General features: G+C 41.1%; 13 protein-coding genes. 6 read left to right on the top strand and 7 right to left on the bottom strand.

Features of this window, described 5'->3' with window-relative positions; all coding sequences use genetic code 11:
• The first annotated feature begins 25 nt into the window (after window positions 1-25).
• The 4 genes from gltX (at window position 26) to ACH3Z1_RS08320 (ending at window position 4,102) form a co-directional block, all read left to right on the top strand.
• Window positions 26-1,555, top strand: a complete 1,530-nt coding sequence (gene gltX, locus ACH3Z1_RS08335) for a glutamate--tRNA ligase (protein WP_490821431.1) — start codon at window positions 26-28, stop codon at window positions 1,553-1,555.
• Window positions 1,556-1,674: 119 nt separating this feature from the next.
• Window positions 1,675-3,216 carry a glycosyltransferase family 39 protein gene (locus ACH3Z1_RS08330; protein WP_490821430.1) on the top strand — a complete coding sequence of 514 codons (1,542 nt, stop codon included), beginning with the start codon at window positions 1,675-1,677 and terminating at the stop codon, window positions 3,214-3,216.
• A 30-nt stretch (window positions 3,217-3,246) separates the two neighbouring features.
• On the top strand, window positions 3,247-3,663 hold the full coding sequence (locus ACH3Z1_RS08325; protein WP_490821429.1) for a cobalamin B12-binding domain-containing protein: 417 nt from the start codon (window positions 3,247-3,249) through the stop codon (window positions 3,661-3,663).
• Between the two features lie 88 nt (window positions 3,664-3,751).
• The gene (locus ACH3Z1_RS08320; RefSeq protein WP_490821428.1) at window positions 3,752-4,102 is read left to right on the top strand and encodes a DUF2200 domain-containing protein; all 351 of its coding nucleotides are present in this window, start codon (window positions 3,752-3,754) and stop codon (window positions 4,100-4,102) included.
• 144 nt (window positions 4,103-4,246) lie between these two features.
• Here the strand turns inward: ACH3Z1_RS08320 and ACH3Z1_RS08315 are convergent, their stop codons facing one another.
• The 5 genes from ACH3Z1_RS08315 to ACH3Z1_RS08295 all read right to left on the bottom strand — a co-directional run bounded on the left by ACH3Z1_RS08315 (window position 4,247) and on the right by ACH3Z1_RS08295 (window position 9,359).
• The gene (locus tag ACH3Z1_RS08315; protein ID WP_490821427.1) at window positions 4,247-5,011 is read right to left on the bottom strand and encodes a LytR/AlgR family response regulator transcription factor; all 765 of its coding nucleotides are present in this window, start codon (window positions 5,009-5,011) and stop codon (window positions 4,247-4,249) included.
• A complete protein-coding gene (locus tag ACH3Z1_RS08310) occupies window positions 5,008-8,079 on the bottom strand; it encodes a two-component regulator propeller domain-containing protein (RefSeq protein WP_490821426.1) in 3,072 nt (1,023 codons plus the stop codon). The genes ACH3Z1_RS08315 and ACH3Z1_RS08310 overlap by 4 nt, the downstream gene beginning before the upstream one ends.
• Window positions 8,080-8,232: 153 nt before the next feature.
• A complete protein-coding gene (locus tag ACH3Z1_RS08305; RefSeq protein ID WP_490821425.1) occupies window positions 8,233-8,646 on the bottom strand; it encodes a globin domain-containing protein in 414 nt (137 codons plus the stop codon).
• Between the two features lie 69 nt (window positions 8,647-8,715).
• Window positions 8,716-9,141, bottom strand: coding sequence for a globin family protein (locus ACH3Z1_RS08300; RefSeq protein WP_490821424.1), 426 nt, complete (start codon window positions 9,139-9,141; stop codon window positions 8,716-8,718).
• A gap of 20 nt (window positions 9,142-9,161) precedes the next feature.
• Window positions 9,162-9,359, bottom strand: a complete 198-nt coding sequence (locus ACH3Z1_RS08295; RefSeq protein WP_490821423.1) for a hypothetical protein — start codon at window positions 9,357-9,359, stop codon at window positions 9,162-9,164.
• 288 nt (window positions 9,360-9,647) lie between these two features.
• Here ACH3Z1_RS08295 and ACH3Z1_RS08290 point away from each other — a divergent pair, with 288 nt between their 5' ends.
• Window positions 9,648-10,676 (top strand): dienelactone hydrolase family protein, encoded by a 1,029-nt coding sequence (locus tag ACH3Z1_RS08290; RefSeq protein WP_490821422.1) that lies wholly within the window; start codon window positions 9,648-9,650, stop codon window positions 10,674-10,676.
• 56 nt (window positions 10,677-10,732) lie between these two features.
• Here ACH3Z1_RS08290 and ACH3Z1_RS08285 read toward each other — a convergent pair whose 3' ends face one another.
• Window positions 10,733-11,335: a trimeric intracellular cation channel family protein gene (locus tag ACH3Z1_RS08285; RefSeq protein WP_490821421.1), complete on the bottom strand. Its 603-nt coding sequence runs from the start codon at window positions 11,333-11,335 to the stop codon at window positions 10,733-10,735.
• Window positions 11,336-11,391: 56 nt separating this feature from the next.
• Between ACH3Z1_RS08285 and ACH3Z1_RS08280 the strand changes: the two genes are divergently transcribed.
• Window positions 11,392-12,168 (top strand): enoyl-CoA hydratase/isomerase family protein, encoded by a 777-nt coding sequence (locus ACH3Z1_RS08280; protein ID WP_490821420.1) that lies wholly within the window; start codon window positions 11,392-11,394, stop codon window positions 12,166-12,168.
• Between the two features lie 36 nt (window positions 12,169-12,204).
• On the opposite strand, the gene ACH3Z1_RS08275 is transcribed toward ACH3Z1_RS08280, so the two are convergent.
• Window positions 12,205-13,287 carry an alkaline phosphatase family protein gene (locus tag ACH3Z1_RS08275; protein ID WP_490821419.1) on the bottom strand — a complete coding sequence of 361 codons (1,083 nt, stop codon included), beginning with the start codon at window positions 13,285-13,287 and terminating at the stop codon, window positions 12,205-12,207.
• Between the last annotated feature and the right edge of the window lie 161 nt (window positions 13,288-13,448).

Genomic DNA, 13,448 nt, shown 5'->3' with positions numbered 1-13,448 from the left:
GCTTCCCCCTCACTATCTTTGCCCCATGAACAGAAAAGTACGTGTACGTTTTGCCCCTTCGCCTACCGGCGGACTTCACCTGGGTGGCGTGAGAACCGTTTTATTCAACTATTTATTCGCCAAACAACAGGGCGGTGATTTTATATTGAGGATTGAGGATACCGACCAGACCCGTTTTGTACCAGGTGCAGAAGATTATATTTTCCAGACCCTCGACTGGTGCGGGCTGGTTCCTGATGAAAGCCCGAAACACGGCGGTCCTTTTGCCCCATACAGACAGAGTGAAAGAAAAGCCATGTACAGGCAGTATGCAGAACAACTGGTTAAAGACGGCTATGCTTATTATGCTTTCGATACACCCGCAGAACTGGAAGCCATGCGTGCCGATTTTAAAACAGCTGAAAATCCTTCACCACAATACAACCAGCAGATTCGCACTAAAATGCGCAATTCCCTCACGTTGGGTGAAGATGAAGTAACTCGCCTGATAGGTGAAGGAATGCCCTATGTGATACGCATTAAAATGCCGGAGAATGAAACGGTTAGCTTTACCGATATGATTCGTGGTGAAGTAAGTTTTCATACTTCACAGGTTGACGATAAAGTTTTATTGAAAGCAGATGGTATGCCCACTTATCACCTGGCTGTAGTAGTTGATGATTACCTGATGCAGATATCGCATGCTTTCCGCGGAGAAGAATGGTTACCCTCTGCACCGGTTCACTTACTGTTATGGAAATACCTAGGCTGGATCGACAGCATGCCACAATGGGCACACCTGCCACTCATATTAAAACCAGATGGCAATGGTAAACTCAGCAAACGCGATGGCGACCGGCTTGGTTTTCCTGTGTTTGCCATGGACTGGACCGATCCCAAAACCAATGAAACCACTATCGGTTTTAAAGAAAGAGGATTTCTACCACAGGCATTTGTAAACCTGCTGGCCATGCTGGGCTGGAACGATGGTACCGACAAGGAAATTTTCACCCTCGATGAACTGATCCAGCAGTTTTCGATGGATCGTGTACATAAAGGCGGCGCGAAATTCGATTATGAAAAAGCCAAATGGTTCAACCATGAGTGGATTAAACAATCGGATGCTGCTGTATTGGCTCCTGCTGTTCAAGCTGCGCTGGCAGAAAAAAATATTGTTGTCAGCAATACCTCACTACTCCATACTGTCATTAATCTCGTAAAAGAGCGTTGTACACTCTTACCTGATTTTGTACCACAGAGTCAATTTTTCTTTGAAGCACCTGTTAAGGTTGATACAGATTCCATCAAACCTAAATGGGATGAAAAGAAAAACCTTTTTTTCACAGAACTGATTCGTGGCTACGAACTCAGTACCCTTTGGGAAGCCGGCGATCTGGAAAAAGAATTCAAAGAACTGGCTGCTGTCAACCAGTTGAAACCCGGAGAACTCATGCTGCCATTCCGCATTATGTTGGTGGGCGGTAAATTTGGTCCGGGTGTTTTTGATATTGCAGCGTTGATTGGCAAAGAAGATACAGTGGGGCGGATTAAGCATACACTTTCACTGCTGGCTTAGTATATATTTTATTGCCACTGAAGGCACAGAAAGACACTGAATGATTCTGTGCTTTTCTGTGCCTTCAGTGGCATCTTCTTTCTTTAGCAGGAATTTGTATCTTTCTGCAAACAACCTGCATGAAGAATACTGTAAGGCTATTATATTTTTTGGCACTGCTGCGTTTTATCGTTCCTTTTTTCCTCGTACATCCGTTTTATGAACTGCACCGCGATGAATACCTCTATCTCGCAGAGGGTAAACACCTGGCCTGGGGATTTCTTGAAGTACCTCCCATGTTGTCTTTTATGGCATGGATCAGCAATGCGTTCGGCGCTTCCTTGTTCTGGGTAAAATTCTGGCCTGCACTCATTGGCTCTTTCACTTTCATATTAATGGGGAGGATTATTATTTCACTCGGAGGTCGTGCATTTGCTATTCTGCTCGCCTTTCTGCCATTTATGTTTACGGGTTATATCCGTCTGTTTTATTATTTCCATCCCAACTTTCTCGATGTGTTTTTCTGGACATTGAATGTCTATGCACTGATATGTTTTATTCAAACTTCAAAAAACAGTTGGCTGTATGTGTTTGGTATCAGTATCGGGTTGGGCATGTTAAGTAAATACTCAGTGGCTTTTTATACCATAAGTCTATTAGCGGCTTTATTACTAACAAGAGAGCGAAAGATTTTTTTGAATAAACATCTTTATTTCTCTGCAGTTGTTGCCTTGCTCATCATGCTACCCAATGTGCTCTGGCAATACAACCATGGCTTTCCATTAATAGCTCACATGGAAGAATTAAAAAAGGAACAGTTGCAATTTATTAATCCGTTCGATTTTCTTACAGATCAATTCATGATGTTTCTTCCCTGTGTATTTATCTGGCTTGCAGGTTTATATTTCACTGCATTTACACGCGAAGGGAAACCATACCGTATGGTAGCATTCACCTACCTGTTTATAATAGCACTGCTTACGTATATGAATGGCAAAAGTTATTATGCTGCAGGTGCCTATCCTGTTCTCTTTGCTTTTGGAGGATTTTACCTCGAGAAGATTACTGCCACAAAAGCAAAGTGGCTTCGTTATGTTTTTGTAGTGATCCCTGTTATACTTGGCTCTTTCATTATGCCCTTGCTATTGCCCATGCTCAAACCACAGGAACTGGCAGACTGGTACAGGAAAAAAGAGCTTCATACTTTGGGAAGTTTTAAATGGGAAGACCAGCAATACCATCCCCTGCCACAAGATTTTGCTGATATGATTAGCTGGCGTGAGCTGGCAGAAAAAACAGCAGCTGTATATAAAAATCTGCCCGACAGCCAGCAAAAGAAAACAATGATTTATTGCCGGGGTTATTATACAGCCGGCGCACTGAATTACCATGCCAAAAAATTAGGGCTTCCGGAAGTATACAGCGACAATGCCTCTTTTCTTTTCTGGATGCCTGAGCAATACGATTTCAAACACCTGATACTGGTTGGTAAAAGAATGCCTGATGCGGACGATATTGTTTTCCAGCAATTTGAAAAAGTAAGCATTAAAGATTCCATACAATATCCACTGTTTCGTGAAACAGGCATGAAAATCATCTTATTTGAGAATGGTAACGATTCTTTACAGTCAATTACCGAAAGGGGTGTGGCTGGGCTGAAAGCACGTTTTCAACGCAAATGATTCCTTATTTTTGCTCCCTAAATCGATTGCATGAGTAATTCAAAACGTCCTGTTCGGGTATTGGTGGCCAAAGTAGGTTTGGATGGTCATGACCGCGGCGCTAAAGTAATTGCAACAGCATTACGTGATGCCGGTATGGAAGTGATTTATACCGGTCTGCGCCAAACACCTGAAATGGTGGTAAATGCCGCTCTCCAGGAAGACGTTGATGCAATTGGTATCAGTATATTGAGTGGTGCACACATGACCGTTTTTCCGAAAGTGATACAATTACTCAAAGAAAAAGGTATGACTGATGTTTTACTCACCGGCGGTGGTATTATTCCGGAAGATGACATGAAGACTTTGAATGAAATGGGTGTAGGAAAATTGTTTGCACCGGGAACAGCAACAAGTGAGATTGCCAACTATATTAAAGAATGGGTTAAGCTAAACAGGGCTTTTTAAGTCAATTACTAATCTTTTCTATCCATTTCCGTTACCACTAATGATACGATTAAGCAAGTAAGTTATCACCTCGCCAAATCAAACTTATATGGACAATACAAGGGTTTTCAAGATGTCATTCGCCGGCGTTTACCCACATTATATTGCCAAAGCTGAAAAAAAAGGTCGCACCAAAGAAGAAGTTGATACCATCATTTGCTGGCTTACAGGGTATACACAAAAAAAGTTCCAGGAGCAGATTGACAAAAAAACAAGTTTGGAAAATTTCTTTGCAGAAGCTCCGCAGATCCATCCGAATGTGTCAAAAATTACCGGTGTTATTTGCGGGTATAGGGTTGAAGAAATTGAAGACCCTCTCATGCAAAAAATTCGCTACATGGACAAACTGATTGATGAGTTAGCCAAAGGCAAAGCAATGGAAAAAATCTTACGTCCATAAACGACTCTCCGCAAACTATCTTTTCCCACTGTAAAAGCTAGGCAACTAATCGGTCTCAAATTGGACAGACAGTGTTAATAAAGAGAAAGGGAGAACGGGAGACTTTCTTGAATTAGTGACCCTTTTCCTTATCTGCTCATTTATTTAGCGATCAAACCATTTTTTAAATGCTGGTGCTTTTTCCCTGCTCACATCCAACTCTAATTTCAGGGGTGCTTTAAGCGTTACGGTGAGCTTCTGGTTTTCATGGGGTTTTACAGACTGTATGGCATCGATATGAATAATGCTTTGTCTGTTACTCCTGTAGAAAAGTTTTGGATCGAGGAGTTCCTCTATGTCTTCCAGTGTGTTAAAATCAAGAATATATTTTTCGCCGCTAAAGGTGTACAGATAGTTAAGATTATCGCGAACAAAACAAGCAATATCTGTAGTGCTCACTGGTATCCAGTTGTTGCGCTGCTGTACTATAAATTTTTCTTTATAAGCCGTCTGCTGCTGACCAAACCGTGCGATAAATGCAGCTAGATCATTGGGGTATGGCATGTTTTTTTCCTGCAATTGCCTGTATTTATCAATGGCTTTTCTCAGGTCTTCTTCATCAATCGGTTTTAAGAGATAATCAATTCCGTTTACCTTGAATGCTTTTACAGCATATTCATCATAGGCTGTTGTAAATATTACCGGGCAGGTCAGATCAAATGTTTCAAACAATTCAAAACTCACCCCATCACTCAGTTGAATATCCATAAATACCAGATCGGGCATGGCATTTTGCATGAGCCATTTTTTTGCCGTCTTCAAACTGGGTAATAGCTCCATGATGTTTACATCGGGAGCCACTGCTGCAATTTTACTTTGCAGTTCCCGTGCTATCAGCGATTCGTCTTCTATTATTATGGCCTTGATCATATCAAAGGTATTTTAACCGTAAAATGAGTGGTGTTTTCTATGAACTGCAGTTTTCTTTCTGTCAGATAAGCATACAATGAAACAAGATTATCCAGACCTTGCCTGTTACTGGTTTCAACAAAACTTTTTCTTTGCAGGTTGTTCCTGATCACCAGGTATTCTTCTTCTACGAACACTTCAATAACAAGCGGTGTTTCTTCATCAACAATATTGTGCTTGATGGCATTTTCAATCAGGTTCTGTAAAGTTACCGGTACTATTTTACGGAACATATAATCATGGTCAATATCAATTTGTATCAGCAACCCCTTTCCGAATCTTGTTTCCTGTAACCTGATAAAAGTTTGCACAAAATTGATTTCGTCTTTCAGCAATACTGTTTCAGCATCTTTGCTTTGTAGGATATAACGATAAATTTTACTCATCCCATCCAGAAAAGAGGCTGCCATTTTTTGATCGATCCTTATCAGACTACCCAATGATGTAAGTGAGTTAAACAGAAAATGCGGATTCAGGTGCTGTTTGAGGTTTTCGTATTGTACCAGTGTTTTCTCTTTTTCCAACGCCTCTGTCCGGGCCTGTAGTTGTAATATCTGTGCCTGTTTCCTCAAACGATAAGCATACCATTCATACGACAGGTAAACAACAATCATTCCTGTTAACAGCAGAAACCACCAGCGCAAATAAAAAGGGGCTACTACCCTGATGGGAATTGCAATACCAATGGCTTCGTTTGTATTAGCAGCAATATTCCTTACCCGAAAAGTATAATGACCACTTCTGATATTGGTATAACTGGCATATCGTCTTCCGTCTGCATGCACCCAGTCGGCATCAAATCCTTCCAGCATAAACTCATAACGTTCGGGGCTTCCTGCTGTTCTTTCGGGAATACCAAATTCAAATGAGAACATTTGTTCCCCCGGCTGTAGTTTGATGCGTCCATCTTTTTTCAGTGGCTCATCAAAATAATATTCTTTATCACCCACACGGAATGATGTAATTTTTACCGGATAAGATCTATCCTGCTTTGCTTCCGGCAATCCTTCGGTTTCATAATAACCACCATATGTAAGTATCCGTACCTTGTTGAGAGAGGTAGTTAATTTCAGCTTTCCACTGATGCTCTTTAAAATGTCTTTTTGTAAAACATAGGATTGAATACTGCCATTCTCATCATTTACTACACATAAAGCCGAATTGGTAGTGACCCATATAAGTCCTTTTTGATCTACTGTAATATCATTAACCACTGTTCCTTTTATGCCATGCGCAGCATCATACAAACCTACAGATCCCTTACTTGACTGATCAGTACTTATCTTGAGTAAGCCGGCATCTGTACCTGCCCAAAGTATATTATTCTTATCCGCATACAGAGCATACACATTATTAACAGCAGCTCTTTTACTTTTCTGATTGTCCACTGAAAAAAGTTCAAATCTGTTTTCCTTTTCATTAAAATAGGCCAGACAGGCTTTTGATCCGCCTACCCATACTTTTCCAGTACCATCTATTGCCACAGCAGTAATGGTATTTGAGGTAAGACCCTGCTTATTACCCGGCATATATTTATAATGTCTGTATGTTTTTTGTTCGGGATCGTAACAGAACACACCGTTTCTTCCACTGCTAATCCATAACCTGCCCCGGGCATCTTCTACACAATCATTGAATTCGTTCGATCTGTTTTGTGTTGAATAAACCGGAGGCTGAGCTACCGTTTCGAGTTGTTGTTTTGTTTTATTGAACTGGTAAATAATATCTCGTGAAATAACCCAGACACGTTTTTTACTGTCTATATAAATTCGATGGATAGCCTGAAAAGGCTCCTCACCTGGCAATACAGCCACTTTGAATCTTTTTACCGTTCCGCTCTTCTTGTCTTCTACCTGAAGTCCGTCTGCAAACTCTGTTGCGATATAACGGTAACGCTCATCTTCGGCAATATCTTTAATGTAGTAGTATTCAATATTATCTGTTTTACTTACCGTTACGGGTTTATACTCAAATAACTGAACTGGTATTTCAAGACGGGTAAGCCCCCACTCATGTGTTAACCACAATGATCCATTCCGGTTTTGATAAATACCATAACATAAATTGGAAGGCAACCCAATATGTTCTGCCACTTCTCCGGAATAAAAAAAGAATTGCTCTTTTTGTATATCAAAAACACCCAATCCTTTATCATTACTGGTGACCCATAAAGCCCCTGCTGATTTTTTTCTGACAGAAGAAACAATATTTGTCGTGTATTTTTCAGGTTCAGCAAGATTCATTTTATACCTTTTCCATTGCCCTGTTAATACCTCGAACCTGGCCAGCCCACCACCCCATGCTCCTAACCATAACTGGTTATCATCCTGTTCAATGGAGATATAATTATCGTTTCTGAAACTTTTTTTACCTGCACCTGGTTCTGAAAAATGCCTGAGTGCCTGTTGCGCTACATTCAAATAGTATAATCCATTGTGTGTCGCAAGCCACAAATTCCCTTTATTGTCTTCACTCGCTGCATTCACAGTATTATAGCGGCTCCTCATTTCAGAAGAAAAAGAAGAATCCTGTTCCTCAATCAGGTTATAATACCTGTGTTTTTGTGTCTGGATATCGAGTTCAATAAAACCATGCTGACGAACACCTGCCCATATACGATTCTTCCTGTCGATATATAAAAAGCTAACAGCATCTCCTGTTTGTGTATTACCCTTTGTGGTTAGATTGTATTTTTTAAATTTTCCGTTCGATGGATCATAGGAACAGAGTATTCCTTTATTAAAACCCATCCATATTTTCTGATCCTGCCCAATGGCAATACGTGTAATATTATTATCCGCCAGGCTGTTTGTATCTGCATGATCGTGCGTGTAATGCCGGAAACCATATCCGTCATATCGATAAAGACCATCCGATGTAGCAATCCAGGTAAATCCTGATCGATCCTGTACCACACCCGTTACCACCCTCGATTCAAAACCATTGGCAGCCTGTATAGGATAGGTTTTTAAGTTCAGTGGCAATCCAATCTGTACCTGACCTGATAACCCGGCACATGAGCACAGCATGAGTACTGTAAGTATGACTCGATAAAGGAATAAAAAAAGTGGGGTTGCACGCATCAACAACAAAATACTGAAATATGCTTCATCCTGTGAAAAAACAGGATATGAACCGTCGTATTTACCATATGAAGTGTGGTAAAAATGAAATGAACCGTTTTATTGCTTCGATGCGGCTTCTATCATGGTAGACGACAAGAGCTGGTAACAGGTTGTCCAGGCTTCTTCGGTATCCTTGTTCCAGTCATTGCCCATTCCTTTGGCTAAGGTCCATAACAATGCATCACCCACATATGCATAATGTTCCGGTTTCACGCCATAATGCACATGTCTGATGGCCAGTTGTCTGATTTCTTCTGTTATTTCTTCGAGGCGATCGAGTCTTGTTACAACGGCATGAAGCATATCCAACAGTTTACCATATTGTTCCTGCATATTGATGGTAAACATATTCCTTGCCGCAGGCATATTCATAAAGAGGCGACTGTAAAATACTTCACCCAATAATACAGGATCTACTTCCCGTAACAACTTCCAACTTGTTTTTACCAAACTGATCTGCCTGGGTGTCATGGCCTTGTTTTATGATTCAAAGAAAGGAAAGAAAAAGCAATCCCGCCTAAGGCGGGACTAATTTTACATTTATGCTGCTTTCTCCGACTGGTTAGCGGCTTGAATCATCGCTCCTGATAAGATGGTGTAACAGGCTATCCATGCTTCTTTTACGCTTGGTGTCCAGTTATCGCCGAGCCCTTGTTCCAGAGTCCACAACAAAGCCACTGCCACTACGCCATAATGTTCTTCTCTTACGCCATACTGTACATGTCTTACCGCCAGTTTTGATACTTCATCAATGATATCATCCAGTTTATCGAGCTTACCAATTACATATGCCAGCATACTCAACAGTTTCTTTGACTGCTCTGGCATCGGGTTACGGAACATAGGTTTTACAGCAGGTGCAATTTCAAATAAGCGGTTATAAAACAACTCTCCTACTACTAAGGGATCAATAGCAGCTACTTTGCCCCAGGATTGTTTTACCAGTTGAATTTGTTCGTTGGTCATGATAATGATAGTTGAATGGTTTATTGAAATAAATAATCTAATCTGTCGATTGTATTTACAGACACATGCACCTGTTCTACTGGCTTCTGCTCACAATTTTCTGATTTAATCATACCTGGATGTGTGGCAAAACCTGTAATGGTACACATGGCAAAGCCAATACCCAGGTAACTCAGAAAGCTGAAATAACCACTGTATGTATGTTCCGGCTTGTTCATAAACATTTGATTTATGACACAAAAATCCAGCGTTGGAAATGTTATGTGAAATTTTTGAAGACGAGCTGTCTGCAAAATCTCATGAAACGTGGTGAATTAACGATGAAGCGTTTTCAGAGGGCTGACCTGATTTTTTCCTTATGAGCAGATTGAATCGACAAAATTCACTTCAACAAAAAGCAAACACGGTTAAACAGTTATTTGGTACGCTTCAATCACTATTCTTTTCTGGTGGAACGCCCGCTACCCAATTTTGCAGCCGTATTTAATTCAATTACACAAAAGAGTATGAAAAGCGTATTTCAAAAAAGCATGTGCCTGCTAATGGCCACCGTTATTTTAGTATCCTGTAGTAAACAGCAAATTGCTACCCCTTCGGAACAGGTTCAGTCTTTAGACAGTAACCAGGGTGGTAGTATTCTACCGGAGATCACCCAAACCATTTACCTTGTTAATCCAACAGGCGGTAACCCGTTAAAAGCAGTTTTATTTATTCCCGCGTCTTCTACTACCGTTCCTGCAGTGATTGTACAGCATGGAAGTGGGGGTTTATGGAGTTCCACCGATACCACTAATACTAAACTTGCCAATCAATTCAAAGTATGGATCGATTCATTCAGGGTACATAAAATAGCTGCTTTATTTGTAGACAGTTATACGGCTCGTGGTGTTAAAACTTTCCCGAATATGGCACCGCCTGATAATCTTTTTCTGGCAGCAGAATTTGTCCGCCCAAGAGATGCGTATGCAGGACTTGCTTTTCTAAGGACACAAGTACGCATTAATGGACAAAAAATAGCATTACTTGGTTTTTCACATGGTGGCACCAGTGTTTTGAGTACTGTTGTTAATGCTGATGCAGTTAGTAAACCTGTATGGTCTGTGTACAGTTCAAAAACAGATTCAACTTATACGGCTGGTGTTTTGGCACCAGCGCCACGTCCGGCAGAAGGAGGTTTTGTTGCTGCTGTATCCTATTATCCTGGCGCAGCCATGTTTAATTATTATGGAAAACCAGGTACGCCCAGCAATGGAAAATACATTCCTTATGCACCGGTGATGATTCATGCCGCTGGTAATGATCCATTGTACACGACACTGTATACTAACAGCGATAATAATACAAAGGTCAGTTCTTACGACGGGTTGATTTTAAAAGCTCAGCAATCTACATTATCTGCACCAATGGTTAAATATGAATACCTCCATGCAGAACATAGTTTCGATGGCGTTACCACTGCAGGAGCAGATGCAACCGCCAACAGCACGGCCAAGAAAAGAACAATTGATTTTTTAAAGCAGTATTTATTCAACTAATATACCCCCATACCTGCAACCCAAAAAAGCCCGTTTCATCACGGGCTTTTTCATGATCATATTTCCGGCAACTGAAGCCTTTTTCGTTTGGACAGTATACGAATACCTACAATGATGACTACACAAATAAATAACCCAAGATTATACTCTATTCCCACTTTTTTAAGGAGTATATAAATAATCCCGCCAATAGCACAGGCTGTTGCGTACAATTCACCTTTTTTAAGCAGGTTTGGTACTTCCCCGCAAATAATATCTGCAATCAGACCACCAAATGTTGCAGACATAACACCCATGATCACTGCATATCCTTCATTGATATCAAACAAAAGACTTCGTTCAATCCCACCTACCGTAAACATACCCAAACCAATGGCATCGGTAAAAAACAAAGTTCTTCTGAAACGCGCGGGATTTGTTTTTAGTAATGAGATGATGAGTACAGCAAATACCACCAGACCCAGTGCCAGGTAATCGTTGATCCAGTTAACGGGTCGCACGCCAATCAAGAGGTCGCGGATGGTGCCGCCGCCATAAGCCGTTGCAAAAGCAACAACGGTGGCGCCAAAAATATCCATTTGATGTGCCCTTGCCTTCAGTGCACCAGTGGCTGCAAAAACAAAAATACCTGTGTACAGTATGACCTCTATCAGATTCATATTACAAAATACAAAAGAAGACGGCTGCTGCCTTATTTTTGTGGAAATAGATTGCCATGTATCAAACTTTATTGACCCATTTGGAAAATGGTATTTTCATCATTACCATCAACCGGCCCGATAAACTCAATGCCCTGAATCAACAGGTAATGTCTGACCTCGACAATGTGATGAATGAAGTTTACCTCAACGATGATATCAAGTCCGTGATCATTACCGGTGCTGGCCCCAAAGCATTTGTTGCAGGTGCCGATATCAGTGAGTTCAGTGGTGCCTCAGTTGAAGAAGGTAAGGCACTGGCCAAAAAAGGGCAGAACATTTTCTTTAAGATTGAACGTTCCCCCAAACCTGTTGTCGCCTGCGTGAATGGATTTGCGTTGGGAGGCGGCTGTGAGCTTGCGATGAGTTGTCATTTCAGACTGGCTTCCGAGAATGCCAAATTTGGTCAGCCTGAAGTAAACCTGGGATTGATTCCGGGTTATGGCGGCACACAAAGACTGGTACAACTGATTGGTAAAGGTCGTGCCCTCGAATTATTAATGAGTGCGGGTATGATTGATGCCAATATGGCCCTTCAGCTTGGCCTCGTAAATTATGTGGTCCCCCAGGATGAGTTGATCAAAAAAGCTACTGCCGTTCTTGAAATCATTAATGCCAAAGCTCCTATTGCCATTGCCAAATGTATTGAAAGTGCCAATGCAGTTTTCGATGAAACAAAAGATGGTTTTGCGGTAGAAGTAAATGCTTTTGGTGATTGTTTCGCTACAGATGATATGAAAGAAGGAACAACAGCCTTCCTCGAAAAAAGAAAAGCCATATTTAAAGGAAAATAAAATCATGTAGCCCGGAATTAAAATCCCGGGCTAAATTTATTTTTTGATTACCTCTTCAATGGCATCAGCAATAGGCTGATTTGCCTTAAATACATACCCCATTAATCTGGCGATGGTTTGTGCAAACTGTTTCTGGTAAAACTGTGCATTGGTTTTTATTTCTCCAAGCGGTGCCGTATCGGGTCCGATAACGGCAAACCATATTTCATCAGCTCCTTCAATATCGCTGCCATGGCTGGTCCATTTACTTTTGTCTTTATCGCCGCGACCATGATCAGTGGTGATGAGTAAGGTCGTTTTATTTTTGTAGGCAGGTGTTGACTGAACATAATTCCATATTTCTGCAATCCATTGGTCTACCTGCTGAGCGGCATTCAGGTAGTATTTGTATTTCCATCCATGTGCCCACTCATCTGTTTCTCCGTAGGCGATATACATAACCCTGGGTCGCTCTTTTTTCAGGTATTCCATGGCTGCATGGTGTGTGAATACATCAAAACATTCTTCCGGCCATTCTTTATGCGAATCTCGTAGCAGTTTATTAATCATGCGCTCATTGGCATTTGGGTTTCTTCCACCACAGGTATCGTATGCTGCCACTACCGGAACCCCGCTTCTTTCTTCATTCAATATTCGGTTAAATGCTTCCCAGGCTCCAAATACACCTACTTTTCCCTTGAGTGCCGGTTGCTGGTTTAAAAATTCTGTAATCGTAATATTGGGATTGGGCGGATAATCATTTGCATCTATCCTGTTATCTGCATAGCCTGATAAAATTTCATTATAGCCGGGATAAGAAAACCAATAGCGATTGCTTACGTTCACTTTATTACCCAATATCCTGTTTCCATATATCTGCCCCTGCCTGGCGATGGTATTCCAGAAAAAAGGCATCAGTTTTTTTCTTTTTTCTGCCTCAGACGAAGCGCCAAATTTTTTGAAAATACCTGCACTGTCATCCTGGTTAAACCGTTTATCTTGGGCAATGGTTTCATCCATGCCTTTGAAAAGTTCCTGCCAGCGAAATCCATCGGTAGTGATGACAATAATATTTTCCGTTTTCTGCGCCTGCGACAGCAGGGTTACAAATAAGAGGAAGGATAACAGGATTTTATGCATAGAAAGGTTTTCTGTGGATGAAAAATAAGAAAAAACCATAGTATTTGCCGGTTATGGCTGTCATTTAGCCTAAATACAATAAATGACAGGTAAAGCTGTATTTTTTATCTGTTTACTTCTGCTTCTTAGTACCTTTGCAGCGCAATTCATTCAACCAGATC

It is taken from the genome of Sediminibacterium sp. FW305-C-49 (assembly GCF_058231085.1).
This window is presented reverse-complemented; position numbering and strand designations above follow the sequence as displayed.